This window comes from Halorubrum sp. JWXQ-INN 858, from assembly GCF_009806985.1.
GTDB lineage: Archaea > Halobacteriota > Halobacteria > Halobacteriales > Haloferacaceae > Halorubrum.
Genome location: NZ_WUAX01000006.1, coordinates 247,548 through 267,168, shown reverse-complemented (window position 1 = coordinate 267,168; position 19,621 = coordinate 247,548). Strand labels below are relative to the sequence as shown.

12 protein-coding genes, 1 tRNA gene and 1 pseudogene are annotated in these 19,621 nt (G+C 64.5%); 6 read left to right on the top strand and 8 right to left on the bottom strand.

All coding sequences use genetic code 11. The features are described 5' to 3' along the window. Positions 1-72: 72 nt before the first annotated feature. From GRS48_RS04620 to GRS48_RS04610, 3 genes are all read right to left on the bottom strand, one after another. Positions 73-537, bottom strand: a complete 465-nt coding sequence (locus GRS48_RS04620; protein ID WP_159483999.1) for a universal stress protein — start codon at positions 535-537, stop codon at positions 73-75. Between the two features lie 93 nt (positions 538-630). After that, a complete protein-coding gene (locus GRS48_RS04615) occupies positions 631-2,214 on the bottom strand; it encodes a heme-binding protein (RefSeq protein ID WP_159483997.1) in 1,584 nt (527 codons plus the stop codon). Positions 2,215-2,389: 175 nt separating this feature from the next. Then, positions 2,390-3,055: a VTT domain-containing protein gene (locus GRS48_RS04610; RefSeq protein ID WP_321168293.1), complete on the bottom strand. Its 666-nt coding sequence runs from the start codon at positions 3,053-3,055 to the stop codon at positions 2,390-2,392. A 134-nt stretch (positions 3,056-3,189) separates the two neighbouring features. Between GRS48_RS04610 and GRS48_RS04605 the strand changes: the two genes are divergently transcribed. After that, positions 3,190-3,564 (top strand): DUF5830 family protein, encoded by a 375-nt coding sequence (locus GRS48_RS04605; protein WP_321168292.1) that lies wholly within the window; start codon positions 3,190-3,192, stop codon positions 3,562-3,564. 62 nt (positions 3,565-3,626) lie between these two features. Here GRS48_RS04605 and GRS48_RS04600 read toward each other — a convergent pair whose 3' ends face one another. Next, positions 3,627-4,829: a hypothetical protein gene (locus GRS48_RS04600; RefSeq protein ID WP_159483995.1), complete on the bottom strand. Its 1,203-nt coding sequence runs from the start codon at positions 4,827-4,829 to the stop codon at positions 3,627-3,629. Positions 4,830-4,966: 137 nt separating this feature from the next. On the opposite strand from GRS48_RS04600, the gene GRS48_RS04595 reads away from it, so the two are divergent. Further along, positions 4,967-5,122 (top strand) — tRNA-Met (locus GRS48_RS04595). Between the two features lie 613 nt (positions 5,123-5,735). Here the strand turns inward: GRS48_RS04595 and GRS48_RS04590 are convergent. The 3 genes and pseudogenes from GRS48_RS04590 to GRS48_RS15415 form a co-directional block, all read right to left on the bottom strand. Further along, positions 5,736-12,032: a PGF-CTERM sorting domain-containing protein gene (locus GRS48_RS04590; protein ID WP_159483993.1), complete on the bottom strand. Its 6,297-nt coding sequence runs from the start codon at positions 12,030-12,032 to the stop codon at positions 5,736-5,738. A gap of 814 nt (positions 12,033-12,846) precedes the next feature. After that, positions 12,847-13,536 (bottom strand): PAS domain-containing protein, encoded by a 690-nt coding sequence (locus GRS48_RS15190; protein WP_235027988.1) that lies wholly within the window; start codon positions 13,534-13,536, stop codon positions 12,847-12,849. A 177-nt stretch (positions 13,537-13,713) separates the two neighbouring features. After that, positions 13,714-13,992 (bottom strand): annotated as a pseudogene (locus GRS48_RS15415) (response regulator); the annotation flags it as partial. A 499-nt stretch (positions 13,993-14,491) separates the two neighbouring features. Between GRS48_RS15415 and GRS48_RS04580 the strand changes: the two are divergent. The 4 genes from GRS48_RS04580 to GRS48_RS04565 all read left to right on the top strand — a co-directional run bounded on the left by GRS48_RS04580 (position 14,492) and on the right by GRS48_RS04565 (position 17,244). After that, positions 14,492-14,995 carry a hypothetical protein gene (locus GRS48_RS04580; RefSeq protein ID WP_159483989.1) on the top strand — a complete coding sequence of 168 codons (504 nt, stop codon included), beginning with the start codon at positions 14,492-14,494 and terminating at the stop codon, positions 14,993-14,995. Between the two features lie 102 nt (positions 14,996-15,097). Continuing rightward, positions 15,098-16,213, top strand: coding sequence for an aminotransferase class I/II-fold pyridoxal phosphate-dependent enzyme (locus GRS48_RS04575; protein ID WP_159483987.1), 1,116 nt, complete (start codon positions 15,098-15,100; stop codon positions 16,211-16,213). Positions 16,214-16,215: 2 nt separating this feature from the next. Then, a complete protein-coding gene (locus tag GRS48_RS04570) occupies positions 16,216-16,491 on the top strand; it encodes a hypothetical protein (RefSeq protein WP_159483985.1) in 276 nt (91 codons plus the stop codon). 159 nt (positions 16,492-16,650) lie between these two features. After that, positions 16,651-17,244 (top strand): flavin reductase family protein, encoded by a 594-nt coding sequence (locus tag GRS48_RS04565; protein WP_159483983.1) that lies wholly within the window; start codon positions 16,651-16,653, stop codon positions 17,242-17,244. A 52-nt stretch (positions 17,245-17,296) separates the two neighbouring features. On the opposite strand, the gene GRS48_RS04560 is transcribed toward GRS48_RS04565, so the two are convergent. Next, positions 17,297-19,549: an NADP-dependent malic enzyme gene (locus GRS48_RS04560; RefSeq protein ID WP_159483981.1), complete on the bottom strand. Its 2,253-nt coding sequence runs from the start codon at positions 19,547-19,549 to the stop codon at positions 17,297-17,299. Between the last annotated feature and the right edge of the window lie 72 nt (positions 19,550-19,621).

Genomic DNA, 19,621 nt, shown 5'->3' with positions numbered 1-19,621 from the left:
ACCCAGACCGCCGTCTCCCGTCGCCCCCAGATCGACGTCGTCCGCAACCCGGATCGACGTCGTCCGCTGGACTCAGATCGTCGTCCGCCGGGGGTCCTCGTCGGTCAGCTGCCGGACGGTCAACACGGGGACCGGACAGGTGCGGACGACCCGCTCCGCGACCGAGCCGATGAGGAACCGGTTCTCGCCGTGTCGGCCGCGGGTGCCGGTGGCGACGAGGTCCGCGTCGATCTCGCGGGCGTACGCGCCGATCTCCGCCGCGGGCCGGCCCTGGCGCACCTCGACGGCGACGTCGACGCCGTCGCCGGCGGTCGCGGCCGTGTCGATCACCCGTTCGAGCGCCGCCTCGCCCCGCTCGTCGAGCGCGTCCCGCAGGTCCTCGCGGACGGCCTCCGGCGACGACTCGACCTCGCCCGCGTCGATGACGTACAGGGCGTGGACGTCGGCGTCGAACCGGCCGGCCATGTCGAGCGCGACCTCGACGGCCCGACGGACGCTGTCGGAGCCGTCCGTCGCGATCACGATCGTATCGAACATACTCGCCGTTCGATCAGCGGGAACTTAAAAACGGGCGATGGGTCGCTCGCCCGGTCGACAGCCGGGTTCCGGGTGCCGGGCGTCGGGCGTCGCCTACGCGAGGAAGACGTGTCGCGGCCGGTCCGCGAGCACCTCGCGGCCGAACCGCACCGTCTCGCCGAACTCGTCGGAGCGGAAGAACGCCATCGCGTCCTCCTTCGAGCGCCACTGGCTCGCGATGAACATGTCGTCGTCGTTCTCGACGTTCACCATGAGATCGGTCTCGAAGTGGCCCTCCATCTCGCCGAGCAGCTCGCCCACGTCGTCGAACGTCTCGACGAAGTCCTCGCGGTGTTCCGACTTCGTCGTGTAGAACATCCCCATCGTCCCGAAGCCGGACTCCTCGCCGGCGCGGGCGACGACGCCCGGCAGCTCCGAGAGGAAGCCTCCCGCGGTCTCGGCCGCAGAGGCGGTCTCCCAGATCGAGACGACCGCCGCCCGGTCCGTCGCGCGCCCCTCGTAGACGGCCGTCTTCACGTGCGAGCCGTAGTGGTCGAAGTTGCCGCGGAGCCCCTCGACCTCGTCGAACAGCGCGTCGACGTCGGCCTCGCTGTAGAGGACCGTCGCGTACACGTCCTCGCCGTGGGGCTTGCCGGCGTAGATGTCGAGGTCCGCGAGCTCCCCGCGGATCCCCGCGTCGCCGTCTTCGGCCTCTCCGTCGGCGTCGCCGGAGTCGCCGTGGTGGTCGTCGCCGGACTCGCCGTGGCCGTCCTCGCCGTGCGGGTGGTCGCCGGAGCCGCCGTGACCGCCTTCGCCGTGCGGGTGGTCGCCGTGTGCGGACCCACCGTGGCCGTGTGCGGACCCACCGTGGCCCCCTTCGTCGTGGGAGTGGCTCCCCTCGTCGTCCGGGTGGGCGCTCGCGGGAACCTTCGCACCGGCGAGGTACGCCCCGAGGTCGGCCGGCGGGAACCGGCGGCCGACGTAGAAGTCGCCGAACTCGCCGTATCGCGAGGACGCCTCGTCGAAGCGCATCTCGTAGACGATGTCCTTGATGTCGGTGGGGTCGGCCGCAAAGAGCGTGACGCCCCACTCGTGGTCGTCGAAGCCGACGGAGGAGGCGATCACCTGTTTGATCCGGCCGGCGTACTCCCGGCCGACCTCGCCGTGGCCCGCCATCAGGTCGGCGCGGTCCTCGAAGGAGAGGTCGTACCAGTTGTACTCCTCGCCGCGGCGCTTGCTCATCGGGTAAAAGGAGACGTACTCGTCGTCGGGGATCTCCGGTTTCATCTTCCCCTCGATGTAGCGGCGGAGCCCCTCGTCGACGTCGTCCTCGTCGCCCGTGAAGTAGTCGTCCGAGACGTACCCCGACACCTCGGTGACCGAGACGTACGAGGTCTCCCGCTCGGTGAACGCGCCGAGCGCGGTGTCCTCGAAGCGGCGCTCGATCGACGAGAGGTCGTCGAGGGTCGGGCGGAAGTGGACCATGAGGAGGTCCGCCTTGTGCCCGAGCACGGAGAACACCGCCGAGTCGCCGGCGTCGGCGTCCGCGAGCAGCTCGCGGTGTCGGAGGAACGACTCCCCCTCCTCGATCGCCCGGTCCCGCTCGTGTTCGGGGGCCTCACGCCACGCGTCCCAGTCGATCGACCGGAAGTCGTGGAGCGCGAACCAACCCTCCTCGGTTGCTGGAGCCTCGACCATGCTTCCGCTTGGGGTTCCACGACTTAGGCGTTCCCGACTCGTCGCCGCCGCCGGCCTCGGCACGTGTGAACTCAGCAGGGAGAGTCGGCGGGGGATCGGCGTTCGGAAGCGGCTCCCCTCGCGGGCTCGCTGAGAACCGTCGGCGGCGGCGGGAGCGGAGCGGATCCGGTCGGCGTCAGGTCGTTGGCGACGTGGCCTCGCCGCCGCGCCGTTTATAAGCGCGGTAGAACGGGCCGGCGAGCAGGAGGGCGGCGACGCCCGCCATTCCGACGAAGAGCGCGGGGTCGAGCGCCGAGAGGTCGCCGGCGACGAGCCGGTCGGCGGAGACGCCGACCGCGACCCCCGCGATCACCCACGGCAGCTCGCCGACCGCGGTGCCGAACAGAAAGGGCCGGAGCCGGACGCCCGCGACGCCGGCGCCGATCGAGATCGCGTCCGACGGCATCGGGAGGAGCCGCGTCGCCGCAACGGTTCGGGTCCCGCCCGCGACGCCGACGAATCGCTCGCCCGCGTCGAGGAGTCGGCTCCCCGGCCGGTCCTCGACGGTCGCCCGCCCGGCCCGTGAGAGGTAGTACGGCGGGAGCGCCGTCAGCGTGAGCAGGGCCACCCCGAACGGGACGCCGACCCAGCCGTAGCCGAACCCGACCGCGACGGCGACGAGCGTCGTCGGCCAGGCGAGGAACGGGCGGACCAGCGCGAGCGCGAGCAGCGCGGCCCCGAAGCGCACGGGGTCCGCGGCGAGCCACTCCAGGGTCGCCATCGCTCTCCCCGGCGAGACGAGCAGCGCGGCGGCCGCGATGAGCGTGACGAACGCCCCTCCGGCGACGAACCGACGGTTCACGCTCGGACTGCGTCCCCGACCGATAAACGCCTTGTGGGGTCGGAGCCCCCCGCGACGACGGTGCGCCGATCGCACCCGCGGCGTCCGCCCGCCCGTCCCGTCGGCTTAAGAGGGTCGCCGTGTTCCCCTCGAACGTGACGGACGAGCCGACCCGGGCGGAGAAGCGCGAACTGGGCGTCGAGCTGTTGGCCCACCTCGAACACGGGACGCTCGGGCTCCCGGAGGCGATAGACCGGATCGAGACGGTCACGACGAGCCCGTCGCTCACGCGCGAGATCCTCGACGCCGCCGAGAAGCGGGGCGTCATCGAGCGCGAGGACGCCCGGCTCCGCGTGCGCCGCGGCGGGACGTACGTCGACTTCGACAGCCAGGTCGTCACCCGCGAGGGCGAGTTCGAGTGCCGTCGCTGCGGCGCGGGGATCTCGACGGGTCACTTCGTCCGGTTCGAGGCCGGCGAGCTCGGACCGTTCGGCTCGTCGTGTATCCGGAAGGTGACTGGACGGGAGTGAAAACCGGAACGCGACTGGGCTGGGGTGAAATCCGGACGGCCGTCAGTCGCGGACGTCCCCCGCTACCGCCCCTGACGGAGTTCGGCGATGAGCTGCTCGATGAGCTCCGCCTGCCGGTCGAGCCGCTCGGACTGCTGCTCGACGGTCTCGCGGAGCGCGGCCACCTCGGCCGTGAGGTCCTCGTCCTCGACTCCGGCGCTCTCGAACGCCGACCCCTCGAACGCGTCGCCCGCGTCGCCGCCGGCCGCACCATCCACGCCGGCCGCGCCCGAACCGGCGGGCTCGGACCCGCTTGCGGCCCCCGATCCGGCGGACTCGGCGGACCCCGTCGGCGACGGCATCGGGTCGCCCCCGGGATCGCCCGCGAGCGGGTCGTCCGGCTCGACCGATCCGGTCGCGGCGTCCGCGACGCTCATCCCCTCGTTCGATCCGGCCGCGGCCGATCGGCCGCTCCCGGCGAGAGGGTCGGCTCCGGACGCTTCCGCGGGGCCGGGTCCCGCGTCGGCCCCCGCCTCGGCCTCGGCGTCGGAGACCGGGGACGCCGACAGCGGGTCCGGTCCGTCGCCGAAGTCCGTCGTCCCGCCCGATCCGCCGCCCGACGCGTCGGCTCCGGCCGCCTCAGCGGCCTCCGCGGCGACGATCCGGAACTCCTCGACGCTGTCGACCCCGTGGAACTCACAGACCGCGTCGGTAAGCGTCTCCCGAACCGCGCGGGCCGACTCGTTGGGGGCCTTGAACCGCTCGGAGCGCCCGTCGTGGGTGAGGACGACGGACGTCGCGACGGTCCCCTCCTCGAAGTCGAGCCCGGTGAGGTCCGCGTACGGGAACTCCTCGAAGTCGCCGTCCCACACGGCCGACCCGATGTGTTTGACCAGCCGATGGCTGGTGACGACGAGGGTGAGCTCGGAGAACCGGAACGTCCGCACGACCGACTCGCCGGGCTCCGTGACCCCGACGCCCGAGAGGACCCCGGCGAGCACGGGATGGAGGGCGTCGTCCAGTCGCTTGGTGGGGATCGTGACCGTCTCGTCGCCGTCGAGACCGTAGCTCAGGGTGAGCTTCGACTTGCGGCGACCCTTCGAGACGTCGATCCGTTCGGCGTCGTGACCGTACTCCTCGACCGTCTCGTCCGAGAGCAGCCCCTCGGCCCGATAGACGAGCGTTCGGGTCGGCGTGACGACGAGCACGTCGTCGCCGCCGAGCGGGACCCGGGCGACGACGTCCTCGTCGTCGACCGCCCCCGCGAGTCGTTCGGGAAGGCTCATTGCCCGTGGATTCGCCCCGTCCGGCATAAATCCGCGGGGTCCGGTTCTCACGAGCGATGACGTCGAACGTGGTATCGGGTAGCAATGGTGCGGCGGATGAGAAGGTTAAAGAGTGTCATCGCGGTACGTAACGGTGAGGCCGGGTGGCTTAGCTGGACATAGCGCCGCACTCATAGGGTTCAGAGATTCGGTGCGGTACGCTGCCTTGGAAGCGTCCGCGTCCTTCCCGTGGCTCCGCCGAGCCTCGGACCTGGGACATGCGGAGATCGTGGGTTCGGAGCCCACCCCGGCCATACTTCAGATTTCGAGATAGAGTGTGTTCGCTATCGAATCGTAGGGTTCGACAGCCTTGTTTCTGCAAAGTACCAGCGGAGGCGATGCCGCGCACAACACGCCGAACACTGAGCGACTCACGCGGTTACACCAGCGATAGGAGTGCGTCACCGACCTCGTCTACACTGATGATCGGACAACACAGAGCCCATCAGTCGGCACAGTCGACAGAACAACCTGCGAAGGTCCGAGAATACGATCTGCTCGAGCGATAGCGTCCCGGTCGCCGGTGGTTGTACTCACCGTTTGACGCCGGTTCCGAGACCAAACGGGATATTTTGAGGTATGATCGTGTGGTGCCGCAGTCTTGATCTAGTCAGTCATGTCGGTGATAGTCATAACCGCCTGCATTTCGTGGAGAGTGTTGTCTGCTTGCTTATCAAAGTATATTTTCACGACGCAGGTGGACGTTTTGCCTCGCACTCGTCGGTTCGACTCCACAGCATCTCAGAACGGCGGCCACAGAGAATTCGTAGAGTTAGCGATCGTCCATAAAAAAGCCGCAACCGAAATGATGTCACCGGTTACCGCGACCGGTGCGTGCGTCACGGCACGCGCGTGCGGGCGCTCGTGTCAGAGTTGCGTTCGCCGTCGGGTTGCGAGGAGTGCTGCAGCCAGCAGTGCGACGAGTGCAGCGACAGCACCGAAGCCGGGCGTGTCGTCATCCGTGGGCTCGTCAACGTCTTCTGGCGTGTCTTCGGGCATCTCCTCAGGTGTATCCTCCGGCGTCTCTTCAGGTGTATCCTCCGGCGTGTCCTCCGGCGTCTCTTCGACCTCTTCAGCTGACTCGCCGGTCGTCACGATGAACGTTGAGAAGCCAGGCGTCTCTGCGGAGACAGTGAGCTCCCCGTTCGACTCAACGGTCGTCTCGAGTTGCTCGTAGTCGTCACCAGCAACGCGCAGGATGACCAGGTCATCCGCATCAGCGCCAGCATCCTCGACCTGCTCGGCCGGGATAGTCGCCGTTAGCGTGGCCGACTCCTCGGTCAGTTCGTCGTCCAGCTCGATGACGAAGCCAGACACGAACGGCTGGCCGTCATCGAGTCCGGGTGCGTACTCCGGTAGCGCGTCAAGCTCGAACACATCGACGTCGCCGCTGAGGCCACCCTCTGCGAACGCGATCGAGTCGAGCGCAGTCTGCGGGAGCACGACGGTCGTGCCATCGATGTTCTGGTTGAAGTCAGACACCGTCTGTCGCATGCTATCAGCGACGGACGTGCCGTCAGGTGCGGTGAGGCTGGCTGCACCACCACCACCGCCACCACCACTACGAGCGGTCGTCTCCTCTTCTTCTTCTTCCTCTTCGATGTCAGCAACCGACAACGTCTCTGTCGTCGTGACCTCGTTGCCTGCCTCGTCGACGACCGTCAGCTCGACGTCGAACGTCTCGTCGGGCTGGAGGTCACTAACGGTAACCTCGGTACCCTCGCTCGTGATCTGCACGTCCGTTCGCGCGTTATCCACGTCGGCATCGACGGTCGTCGCCGACACGTCGATGTCGGAGATGACGGGCGAGTACTCGAACGTGAGCGTCACGGCTCCGTCATCAACCTCGAGCTCGGTGCCGGGGTCGATGGTCGTTTCGCCGAGCGACGGTGGCTGGTCGTCCACGCCACCGGGTGCGAGCTGGCTGAAGCCATCGACGTCGACGACGAGCTCGTCATCGACGATCTCCGGTTCGAGCACCTCGTAGTCCTCCTCACCCTCGGGTGAGTAGAAGAAGACGAGGTCCTCCTCGTCGAAGTCCTCATCATCGTCGAGGGCCTCAATGTCGATGTCCTCGAGCGGGACGCGAACCGTCGCGTCCTCGAGCTCTTCTTCCTCAAGACCGATGTCAGCGACGTCGATGAACTCCTCCGCGATCTGGTCGGCATCCACGGACGTTCCAGCGGGCGCGCTGGACGTCTGGCCGACGGCCGCGCTGCGTTCACCGTCGGCGTCGTCGTCGGCGCTCAGGTCGAACACCCCGTCAGTCGACTCCGGCTCGACCGTCGCCTCACCGTCCTCGAGTTCGTAGCCGGTGATCGACGATGTCAGCTGGTAGGTGTCCTCGTTGCCTGCTTCATCCTCTGCAACCACGTCGATCGTGAACGTGGTGTCTTCCTCATTGACGGTCGCTCCGTCGAACTCGATCTCGAACTCGTCAGTGAGTTCGCTCGGCGGGTCCTCGGTGAAGCGGTCCTCCGTATCCTCGCCAGCAGCTGCTTCAATGTCGAGCTCCTCGATCGTGACGTCCTCGTCAGCCTCGATCTCCAGCGTCGCATCGTCCTCACCGAGGTCCGTCACGCGCGGCTGGATCTCGGGTGCGGACGTGTCGATCGTCACGAGGCCGTCCCCGACTTCCTGTTCGTTGCCGGCGGCGTCAGTCGCAACGACGATTGCGGAGTAGTCGCCGTCAGCGACGACGTCATCCGCATCGATCGTCGCTTCGACCTCGCCTTCAGTCTCGCCGCCCGCTGCGGGCTCGGTGACGGTGAAGGCGGCGAACGTTGCGCTCAGGCCGAGTTGGACGTCCGTAACGTCGCTGTTGACGCCCGAGACGTCCGCACTGACCGTGACCTCATCGTTCGTCAGGTCCGTGTCAAGCTCGATGTCATCGACCTCCGGTGGGGAGTTGTCGACCTCGAACGGGTCGGACTCGGCCGTGACCTCGTCGCCGTCGTCAGTCGTTGCCGTCACTTCGACGGAGTACTCACCGTCCGCGACTGGGTCGTTTTCACCGTCGGTGGCGGCCCAGAACAGTTCGATCTCCTCGTTGATGGCACCGCTCGCATCGGCGCTGGCGACGACGTCGCCGTCAGCGTCGACGATCGAGACCTGTGCGGACTCAACGTCGCCCTCGGAGATCTCGGTGGTGACTTCGAGCGGCGTCTGCGTGCTCACCAGGTCGGGTTGTACGTCGAGGTCGATGTCGACGTCGACGACATCTTCGTCTTCACCAACCTGGAAGCCATCCACGTCGAAGACGTTGATGATGCGTTCACCGAGTGGCGCATCTTCAGTCTCGTACATCTCCAGTCGCGGGGTGTACTCACCGTCTTCGATATCGGAGACGTCGATCGTGAACTCGAAGACGTCATCATCGTCGCTGTGCTCGACTTCAGTCTCGAAGTCGAGATCAGCAATACCGAACTGAACGAACCAGTCCTCATCGACTTCGTCATCGCGCGGGATCGTCACCGTGACTTCGTCTTCGGTGCTATCCTGCTCGATCCCGCCGACGTAGCCGACCCCGATGAATCGCTCGTCGCTCGTATCGACGACGGTACCGTCATCGACGAGCTCGAGCTCGAACTCAGTGAAGGTCCCATCACTGGAGGTGAAGACGTCGTCATCACCCTCCAGCGTGACGTTCAGGCGCTCGTTTGTCCGGTTGATTGTTCCATCATCTTCCTCTTCAGGAATCGTAAGGCTGACGTCCGGGTCGGCATCTTCAGGAGTAAGCTCTCCAGTGCCGTCGTAGACGTCAAGCCGGATGCGATCAACGTCGTAGGTCCCTTCGTCCGCTTCAGGGATGATCTCGACACTCATATCGGTCTCCGTGTTGCGGATTTCGATCGTGCGGTCGGCGTCGCTACCGAACTCGATCGTATCCTGTCCGTCGGGCGCAGCGCTCAGAACCTCGCTGATGACGAGATCATCGCCATCCGTAGTGCCAGTCGACCCGGCAGAGGTTTCTGCGTGCTTGATGCCGACCTCGGGCACCTCGTCTGCCTCTTCGACAGTCAGGTCGCCGGTGAGTTCCGTGGGATCGTCATCAGCAGTGACAGTGACGCTGTACTCATCTGCGTCGAGGTCGCCAGTGACATCCTCGAACGTGACTGTCTCGGTTTCGCCACCCTCGAGCGTTCCGGTGTTTTCACTCTCAGTGACTTCTCCACCGATCTCGAGCTCGATGACGAACGTTCCTTCTTCGTCACCGACGTTCTCGACGTCGACCGTGATGGGCTCGTCGTCGCCCTCCGTGATCGTCGCGTCGTCACCGTCGCCGGCGATATCGAGGTTGCTCAGTGCGGGCTCAGCCGGCTCAGGCGCCTCTTCAACGGTCAGCTCACCAGTGAGCTCGCTACCTACCTCATCGCTGTCTTGTACGCTGACTGTGTAAGCCTCATCTTGTGCGCCAAGGCCGTCAGTCACGCCATCGAAAGTGAGCGTTTCCGTGTCACCAGCATCTACATCGATACCTTCCTCAGATTCCACCTCATCCCCGATCTCGAGCGTGAGGTAGAACCGATCCGCTTCGTCACCGACGTTCTCGACGTCGACCTCAATGGACTCGTCGTCACCCTCCGTGATCGTCGCGTCGTCACCGTCGCCAGCGATGTTGAGGTTGCTCAGCTCGGGCTCGGCCGGTCCTCCGACAACGACCTGGTTCTCCTCAACTACCGCACCCGGGTCAAACTCGTTGTTATCTACCACGTCATCGAGGTTGAGGTTCTCGTCTGGATCTTCAACGTACGTTTCGGTATTGTCACCACCAAGGAAATCGTTATTTTCGATGTCCCCAGTCTCGGTTTCGGGGCTGAAGACCACGAGTCCGCGTGCAACGTTATCGAACTCGTTGTCTTCGATGTCGTTGTTCGTCCCGGCGAGGACGGTCACGCCTTGGACTGTCTGCTGTTCACCACCGGCTACCACTTCACCGGACATGTCCTCGAAGGTGTTGTCACGAACCTCGTTACCGTCACCGCGGAGGAACACACCCACTTGCTCGCCGCTAAAGGCGTTGTTTACAATCTCGACGTGATCGGCATTGTGGGTAATTCCGGAGTTCGTCCCTTCGGGGTTGAACTCGTTATCACGAATCTCTGAGTTGTCAGCGTTGTGGTTGATCTGGTCGAGTTCGTTATCTATCGCAGTGAAGTCCGCATCAGCGTTCACGCGGATCTGACCCTCCACTTCGGAGCCGACGACTGTCGCACCATTCTGGGCGAAGTTCACGGTTGAGGTGGGCCTCTCTTCCGGATCAGCATCGTATGCAACCGTGCTCTCCTCAAGCGTGAAGTCGGCACCGCCGCTGTCGTCAATCGCACCCTGACCATCTTCGGTCACGGTGATATCGACGTTCTCGACGGTAATTCCATCATTCTCGACTTTCAGGATGTCGCCCTCAGCTGTGTCACTCTGAATCTCTGCTACGTCTTCTGTGTCAGTGGACGTGAGCGTGATCTCATCCGTGTTCAGACGGATATCGTCGTCCTCGAAGGTTTCTCCAGCAGCGAGTTCGATCGTGTCGCCGTCGCTGGCTGCGTCGACTGCAGCTTGGATGGTGTCAAATCCTTCTTTTTGATTGACGTTTACGACAGGCGCACCGTCGACCTCGCCAGACTCAAGGAACTCTTCGTCACCGATCTGTACCACGCCTATCTCGGTGTTGTCGTCGAAGAGCTTCTGACTGGCTTCGGCTGTTTCGCCGTCAGCAAACTCCTCGCCATTAACCGTGATCGGGTAGTCTACAATATCCGGGGTCTCTGTTTCGATGTTAATATCGCCACCGCGATCACCGGCCTCAGCACCAGTAATTTCGTTGTCTTCGATGACGACGTCATCGACGTTTACCAGAACGCCGTTCGCATCTTGGCCAGTGCCGGAGTTGATGACGTTGTCTACGATTTCAACACCAGGTGCATCAGCGAACACGGTGAACTCTGCGTCTTCAGTATCGATCTCAAAGCCTTCGATCCTCGCATCTTCGGCTCTAAGGTCGACACCGGCTTCAGTGTCGATGAGTGTCTCCTCAGGCCTTGCCTGAGAGCTGATCAGAAGCCCCTCCTTTTCGTCACCGACAACCAACATATCCTCGTCGTAGGTTCCAGGAGCAACTTCGACAGTGTTTCCGCCTTCCGCAATGTCGACGGAGGACTGAATGTCGGAGGTGATGCTGGCGAAGGTCGCATCAACGTCCGGGAGTTTTTCAGCAGTATACGACTGTGCGCCGATATCGCTATCAAACTCAAACGCGACAGCTGCGCCTTCGAAGTCATTCCCTTCGAACGTCTCACGGAAATTGAGGACGCTTGGATCTTCATCCTCAGGCGCGATCTCGACCATAGGTGCCTGGTCTTCACCATCGAAATCACCAAACTCGTTGTTGATGACCGTGATCCCTGCATCGCCGAAGAAACCGCCGCTACTACCATCAAGTGCGGCAGTAGAGACGTCCACACCGACCGAATTTCCATCTATCAGGTCGTTATCTGTAATGGAAACATCGGTGATCGTTCCTCCGTAGGCTGCTCCGGCAGAAAAGCCACCGTCAAAGCCCTCGACAGTTGAATCCGTGACGCTGATATCGGACGCATCAGCGGCCTCATTGTCCGTGCCGTCGAGAACCTGTACACCCCGATTGTTCTGATCGTCGAAACCTTCACCGACGACGTCGACGTTCTCGATGGAAACACCGGAGATTTCATCACCGGCTCTGTCTCGAATAACGATCCCGTGTGCGAATGACGTGGCATCTTCGCCGCGATCGTCTGCGGCGATTCGCTTCACTTCGATGTCCTGAATCTCCACGTTGTCCGCGTTGACTCGGAAGACCTTGTCCGAGGATTCGCTATTGGGCTGGTACTTGACCGTCCGATCGGTATCATCGCTCGTGATCGTCACGTCCGCAGCCTCAACGGAGATGTCATCTTGGGTGAGCGTGATGTCACCGACGATCTCGATAGGAGTCTCGGAACTTGCTGTTTGGCCGTCTACCTCTTCACCCGCTGCGGCATCTCGAAGTTCATCTGCCGTCTCAACCTCAATGACTCCATTCGACGACGTCTCCTCGGCGGCGATGCCGCCAGCTCCAACCGCGACCATGGAAACGACCATGATCACGGCGAACAGTACTGCCTGCACTCGTATGCGTGTGTCCGTCATGCTATCGTGTTACTCCACGCTGTGCTCAACCGATCCGTCGTCACCATGCGTAGTGCGCTTGTGCGCGCTCGCGAAGGAAGATCGGTTCAAAGTACACTGCACACCCACACTGCTGGCCTGCATCGTCGAACGCAGAGTGTGTGAGAGGCGATACGACCGGGATCGATGTCGGATATATGTGCTTCCCATTCGAGATGAGACAAAGGCAGTAAAAACACCATACCTCATAAACATGTCTGCCAATAATGCATTCCTAATGAGTGAAAACGCATCAGACCTCGCCTGAAACAGAAAATATCGCCGTCTTATTTACGCCCATGCGAAGGAATTATGGCCCGTATTCGGTGGCCTTACCCATTCTATATCCTTGAAAATACCATCTACGGTTCTTATCAAATGTATATGAGTAGATATGACTTTATTTTTAAATTAATTACGTCCGGACTCGCGAAGTCATCTCCGAAAGTTCGACGTCCTATTTCTATGGTTTCGAAGTACACGTCGAAGTCCGATGTCCGCACACGACACGACAACCCGGGACGACGATGATATCTATGATCTTGGCGTCAACGAAATCCTCCTTCGATCTCGACGTTGCGATCGATCGCGTTCCCCGGCTGATCGGTCATTCATGGAGAGTATATTACTGCGCATGTAAACACCATGTGTGGAGCCCACCCCGGCCACTCACGACATTATTCACGTTCCCAGTCACAACGAAAGCGAGAGTCTCGAAGTATGACCCCGTGTCGGTTCACAGTACGGACCGGCGACTCACTCGCAAACCGGTCGATACAGCACTCCCTGTTACCCCCTACGGCGGCTGTGGCCTGGGCTTTTCACACGTATTAATGAAGCCGTCGAGGTACTGCTCCCCGGTCAGCGGGTCGTCGATCACGTGGCCTTGGTCCCGGATCCACTCGACGTCACCGCGCTTCGTGATGATGCGGTACGTCTCGTCGAATCGCTCGTTTGACCGTATGCAGTCGACGATTATCTCGCGGACGAGGTCCCTGTCGTCCGGATAGATGATGTCCTCCGCGTCCACGACTTCGTTCTCGAGTTCCTCGGTGGTGTAGCCGGTAACCCGTTCGGCGCTGCCCCTGACGAACTCCAGTGGCCAGCCCTCCTCGTCGTGATGGCGGTAGACGTATCCGGGGAGGTTTTCGATGATCGATTCGTTACACTGCAGGTCTTCCACGCTCTCCGTGACGTCCCGCGCGTTGACGATAACGCCTCGTATGATCGGGTCCGTCGTGAGGTCGCGTGCTCGCAACTCGATCCACCGTGAGGAGCCGTCCGCGTGATGTACGCGGAGCCGCGTCGTGAGTTCCTCACCCGACCGAGCGACGACTCTCTGAAAGAACTCCCGAGCACGCGTTCGGTCCGCATCGACGGCGAAGTCGAACACGTCCCGGCGTGTGATCTCCGAGGCGGTGTATCCGATCACACGCTTGACCGCCGGCGAGATGTACTCGAGGTTCGCGTCCCGGTCGAGGATCATGACGTAGTCCGAAGAGCGTTGGAGGACCTTCTCGTAGTAGCGTCGCATACGTTCGACCTCCGTCTCCGCGCGGTGTTTCGAGACGAGGTTTCGGATGCGAGCGGTGAGCAGCGTGTACTGCTCCGTATTCGTCCGCTTCTGGAGGTAGTCATCGACGCCGGCGGAGATCGCTTCGCTCGCCACTTCTTCGGAGCCCTTCCCGGTGTAGAGGATAAACGGGAGCGTGTGTCCCTCCTCTCGGAGTCGTTTCAAAAGCTCGACACCGTTCAGCGACGGCATGTCGAAGTCGGAGACGATACAGTCGAACTCGTGTGTCTCCAGCAGATCGAGGACCGCCGTGCTGTCGGACTCGGCCGTGACTTCGATCTCGTCGCACTCTCGCTCCAAGTAGATCTCCACCAGATCGCTGAAATCCGGCTCATCGTCCACATGGAGGACGGCGATTCCAGGTACCATTAGGTGAGCCTCGACGAACGGTTACTTAACCCCTGGGAAACTTATCACGCGTTTTTCATTCTCGTAACCGATTTTCGAACGAGCCGGTAATGGTTCTATACGACTTTTCACGGCCGACGAGAACGGATCCGTTCGCTCCGAAAAGTGGTGATCCGAGTGAATTGGTATGATAGTTGTAATGATAGCCCACGCCGGTCGTGATCGCGTCTCGTGAGTGGTCCCGCCGAGGCGTCGACCGGACGGCGTCCCGCTTCCCCCGGTAACGTCTCCTGTTCGGGCCGTCCTTCGTGAGCCGCTCGATCGTCGGGAGGACACGATCGTGAACGAGTCGGTGTCGACGGGATACGAGGGGACGGACCGACGGGGTTCGGAGGATCGGACCGACGGGACACAGAGAGGCGGATCCCGCGGGATCCCGGGAGTCCGAGAGTCCGAGCGCCCGGCTCCGGGCGCGTGGGAAACAACACAAGGCCCTTGTCTCCGCGCTCGAAGCCCAGGTATGGTCGAGACACCGCGACGACGCGTACTGGAGGTCGCAGCGACCGGCACCGCCCTCTCGCTCGCCGGCTGTAGCGCGCTCGATGGGGACGAGGACGCGCCTACCGACGGCGGGGAGGACGCCCCCGCCTCCGGTGACGGGGAGGGCGACGATGACACGAGCGGGACGACCCCGAGCGGCGAGGCCGCCGCCACGGTCGCGGTCGACATCGACGATCGGATGGCGGAACGGGAGGCCGACATCCAGGAGCGGCTGCAGGACGAGGAGATCGATCAGGAGGAGGCGCAGGCCGAGTTCCAGGAGGCCCAGCTCGAGGCGTTGGAGGGCGCGACCGCCGCCGTCGAGGAGCACGTGGTGGACATCGACGGGCTCGCCGTGGCGGACAGCAGCGTCCAGGCGGGGGCGCTGTTGGTCGACGGCGACGCGGCCGCGGTGCTCGAAACGCTCGAGCTCGACGACGTCGCGGCGCTCGTGTCTGCGGCGGAGTTCGAAGGGCTCCAGTAGTCCTCGTTCGGCCGGGCTCGGGACGACGGTCGACCGTCGATCGGCGACCGACGCTTCGAGCGGGACCGTAGCATCTAACCTGTCGCCACCCGGACGTTCGGTATGCACATCGAGCCGTTCGGCCTCGAACGCTGGTTCGCGGAGTACGAACACGAGGCCGACGTCATGCTGGCCGAAAGCGGGATCCGGTCGCTCGAGGCCGACCGGTTCGACCTCGACCCGGGGGCGCTCGGTTACGTCATCCCGACGAACGGCGACCCGAAGCTCCGGGCCGACGTCGGCGAGCGATACGGACGCAGCGCCGACGAGGTGCTGTTCACGTGTGGCACACAGGAGGCGAACTTCCTCGCGTTCCTCGCGCTGCTCGCGAGCGACGCCGCACCGGGTGGCGAAGGGTCCACCACCGGCTCCGGCTCGCACGCCGTCGTCGTCACCCCGACGTATCAGGCCCTGCACGCGGTCCCGGCGGCGTTCGGCGAGGTGACGCGCGTCGAGCTCGAGGAGCCCACGTGGACGCTCGATCCGGACGCGGTCGCCGAGGCGGTCCGCGACGACACCGCCGTCATCGTCGTCAACAACCCCAACAACCCGACCGGCCGGTACCACGACGAGACGGTCATGCGCGCGGTGTACGACGTCGCCGTCGAGCACGACGCGTACCTGCTGTGTGACGAGGTGTACCGCCTGCTCGCTGAGGACCCGCTGCCGCCGGTCGCGAGCTTCGGGAGCCACGGGATCTCGACGACGAGTCTCACCAAGGCGTACGGGCTCGCGGGGCTGCGGTTCGGCTGGCTGGCCGGCCCCGAGCCCGTCGTCGAGCGCGCCTGGGAGTGGAAGGACTACACCACCATCTCGCCGGGGCTGATCGATCAGCACGTCGCGAAGCAGGCGCTCGGGCGGCGCGAACGGCGGATCCTCCAGGAGAACCGCGACCTCGCGCACGAACACCGCACGCTGGTCGTCGACTGGATCGACCGGATGGGGCTCGACTGGTACGAGCCGGTGGGCGTCAACGGCTTCGTGACGGTGCCGGACGGCTTCGCGGACGCGGAGGCGTTCTGTCGAACCGTCGCCGAGGAGGCGAGCGTCGTGCTCGCGCCGGGCGGGTTGTTCGGCTATCCCGGCCGGTTCCGGATCGGGTTCGGCCTCCCGACGGCGGAGCTCGAGGAGGGGCTCGCGCGGGTCCGCCGCGTCATTCGCGACGAGGAGGAACGCTGACCATGGCCGGACTCCTCGCGGAGATCAAAGCCGACCTCAAACAGGTTGTGACGAACCCGACCGACGAGCAGAAGGCGATCGTCGTCGCGATCGTCGCCATGATGATCGCGGACCGCTACTTCCTCTGGATGGAGTGGCCGTTCGTCGTCCGGACGACCGCCGCCGTCGGGGTCGGCTTCATCGTGCTGTTCGTCGTGAGCTTCCTGCTTACCGGCCACCTCGTGCCGCCCGACGAGGGGGACGACGAGGAGGAGTACGAGGACGAGTTCCACCCCTGACCGAGCGGGAGCCTCCCGGCGGCGATTCGAGATGAGTCGAGACGAGTCGAAATGAGTCGAAACGGGTCGAAACGGGTCGGGACGATTCGAGGCGATTCCCGGCGGTTCCCTGCCTGAAGGGCGACCTTTTAGCGTCGGTCCGTCCAACCCCGGGTCACGATGCCCGAACTCAGCGCCGACACCCTGGACCGCGACGAGAACGCGCGGCTGATCAAGACCGCCGTCACTCCACGACCGATCGCCTGGATAAGCACGGTCGACGCCGACGGCAACGAGAACCTCGCGCCGTTCAGCTCGTACAACTACGTCGGGTCGAGCCAGCCGGTTCTCGTGTTCAACTCGCCGAGCGAGGCGTCCGGACGGATGAAGGACACGGCCCGGAACGCGGTGGACACCGAGGAGTTCGCCGTGAACGTCGTCACCGAGGCGTTCATCGAGCGGATGGACCGGACCTCCGAGCGGCTCGCCCCCGACGAGAGCGAGTTCGAGGCCGCGGGCGTCGAGCGGGCGGACTGCCGACACATCGATCCGCCGCGGGTGGCCGACGCCGTCGTCACGATGGAGTGTACCCTCTACGACGCGATCGAGGTGTACGACAAGGTGATGATCCTCGGCGACGTCCGTCACTACCACGTCGACGAGGACGTGTTGACCGACGGGAAGATCGACTCCCGAAAGGTCGACACCGTCGGGCGGCTGGGCGGTCCGTACTACACCGTGTCCGAGCCGCTCGAGTTCGAGCGCGGGTTCTGAGGTTCGATCGCGGGTTCCGAGTCGAGGACTCCTCGGAGAGCCCGAGCGCCGCTTATTCCTGTGCGTCGACGACGGCGACGCCCGCGAGGTTGACGATGTCCTTCACTTCGTCGCCGCGCTGGAGGACGTGGACGGGCTCGTCCATCCCGACGAGCATCGGCCCGATGGCCTCGGCCCCGCCGAGCCGCTGGAGGAGCTTGTACCCGATGTTGCCGGACTCGAGGTTCGGGAAGACGAGGACGTTCGCCGCCTCGTCGAGGTCGGAGAAGTCGTAGGTCCCCGTGAGGATCTCCTCGACGACCGCGGTGTCGGCCTGCATCTCGCCGTCGACCGGGAAGTCGACCGCCGGGTCGTCGTGGAGCAGCGACACCGCGTCGCGCGACTGCCGCGTCCCCGCGTTGTCGACGCTGCCGAAGTTCGAGTACGACAGCATCGCGGCGCGCGGCTCGACGTTGAACCGGCGCGCGAGCTCCGCGGTGTGGCGGGTGATCTCCGCGAGGGTTTCTGCATCCGGGTCCTGATTGACCGTGGTGTCCGCACAGAAGACGACCCGGTTCTTGAACGTCAGCATGTAGACGCCGGCGACCGTGTCGGTGTCCTCGGCCGACCCGATCACCTGTAGCGGCGGCCGGAGCGCGGACGGGTAGTGGTGGGTGAGTCCGGTCAACAGCGCGTCGGCGTCGCCGGCTTTCACCATCACGCTCCCGAGGTAGTTCGTGTCACGCTGGACGAGCTCGCCGGCCTCCCGGCGGGTGATGCCCTTCCGCTTGCGGAGGTCGTAGAGCTGATCGCCGTAGGCGGTGACGTCCCGCTCGTCGGGGTCGACGATCTCGGGGTCGAACGTGAGCCCGAGCCGGCGGGCGGTCCCCCGGATGGACTCCGCGTCGCCGAGAAGGACGGGCTCCGCGATCCCCTGTTCGGCGATCTGGTAGGCGGCGCGGATCATCTTCTCGTCGGTCCCCTCCGCGAGCGCGATCCGTTTCGGGTCGCTTTTCGCCTTGTTCAACACGACGCGCATCATCTCGCGGGACTTGCCGAGCCGGGCCTCGAGCCGCTCGCGGTACCGTTCCGCGTCGATCTCGCTCCGCGCACAGCCGGAGTCCATCGCGGCCTCGGCGACCTTCGGGGCGACCTCGAACAGCACGCGCGGGTCGAGCGGCTTCGGGATCACGTAGTCGGGGCCGAACTGGAGCGGGTCGTCGCCGTACGCCTTCACGACCGCGTCAGGGACGTCCTTGCGGGCGAGTTCCGCGAGCGCCTCGGCGGCGGCGGTCTTCATCTCCTCGTTGATCTCGGTCGCGCGCACGTCGAGCGCGCCCCGGAAGAGGAACGGGAAGCCCAGCACGTTGTTCACCATGTTCGGGTAGTCCGAGCGGCCCGTCGCCATGATCACGGTGTCGTCGCGGGCGGACTTGGCGTCCTCGTAGGTGATCTCGGGGTCCGGGTTCGCCATCGCGAAGATGATCGGGTCGTCGGCCATCGACCGGACCATCTCCTGGGAGACGATCCCGCCGACCGAGAGGCCGACGAAGACGTCCGCGCCAGCGATCGCGTCCGCGAGGTCGCCGCCCTCGACGTCGCGCGCGAAGTCGCGTTTGTACTCGTTGACCTCGCCCGCGTCGGCGCGGGCGGTCGTGATGATCCCCGAGGAGTCACACATCGTGATGTTCTCGGGCTTCACGCCGAGCGAGACGTAAAACCGCGCGCTGGCGAGCGCCGACGCGCCCGCGCCGGAGAAGACGATCTCGAGGTCGGCGAGCTCCTTGTCGACGACGTCGGCCGCGTTGAGAAGCGCCGCACCGGAGATGATCGCGGTGCCGTGCTGGTCGTCGTGGAAGACGGGGATGTCCATCTCCTCGCGGAGGCGCTCCTCGATCTCGAAACACTCGGGGGCCTTGATGTCCTCGAGGTTGATCCCGCCGAACGTCGGCTCCATCGCGGAGACGGCCGTACAGAACGGCTCGACCTCGTCGATGTCGAGCTCGATGTCGAACACGTCGATGTCGGCGAAGCGCTTGAACAGCACGCCCTTCCCCTCCATGACGGGTTTCGACGCCTGCGCACCGATGTCGCCGAGCCCGAGCACGGCCGACCCGTTCGAGACGACGGCGACGAGGTTCCCCTTCGCCGTGTACTCGAACGCCGCCTCCGGGTCCTCGGCGATGTCGAGACACGGGGCCGCGACGCCCGGCGAGTAGGCGAGCGAGAGGTCACGCTGCGTGTTCGTCGGCTTCGTCGTCGAGATCTCGATCTTCCCCGGCGGGTCCCGCCGGTGATACTCCCTCGCGTCGTCGTCTAGTCCCATGTGTTACGCGTTTCACGAAGAGGGTAAAAAGCTATCCGAACCCGTCGATCGTTACCGACGACGATCGTCGAA

Bases quoted from the DNA above. Each gene is read 5' to 3' on its own strand.
- GRS48_RS04620 (WP_159483999.1), bottom strand. From the start codon at position 537: ATGTTCGATACGATCGTGATCGCGACGGACGGCTCCGACAGCGTCCGT.
- GRS48_RS04615 (WP_159483997.1), bottom strand. From the start codon at position 2,214: ATGGTCGAGGCTCCAGCAACCGAGGAGGGTTGGTTCGCGCTCCACGAC.
- GRS48_RS04600 (WP_159483995.1), bottom strand. From the start codon at position 4,829: ATGAGCCTTCCCGAACGACTCGCGGGGGCGGTCGACGACGAGGACGTC.
- GRS48_RS04590 (WP_159483993.1), bottom strand. From the start codon at position 12,032: ATGACGGACACACGCATACGAGTGCAGGCAGTACTGTTCGCCGTGATC.
- GRS48_RS15190 (WP_235027988.1), bottom strand. From the start codon at position 13,536: ATGATCCTCGACCGGGACGCGAACCTCGAGTACATCTCGCCGGCGGTC.
- GRS48_RS04580 (WP_159483989.1), top strand. From the start codon at position 14,492: ATGGTCGAGACACCGCGACGACGCGTACTGGAGGTCGCAGCGACCGGC.
- GRS48_RS04575 (WP_159483987.1), top strand. From the start codon at position 15,098: ATGCACATCGAGCCGTTCGGCCTCGAACGCTGGTTCGCGGAGTACGAA.
- GRS48_RS04570 (WP_159483985.1), top strand. From the start codon at position 16,216: ATGGCCGGACTCCTCGCGGAGATCAAAGCCGACCTCAAACAGGTTGTG.
- GRS48_RS04565 (WP_159483983.1), top strand. From the start codon at position 16,651: ATGCCCGAACTCAGCGCCGACACCCTGGACCGCGACGAGAACGCGCGG.
- GRS48_RS04560 (WP_159483981.1), bottom strand. From the start codon at position 19,549: ATGGGACTAGACGACGACGCGAGGGAGTATCACCGGCGGGACCCGCCG.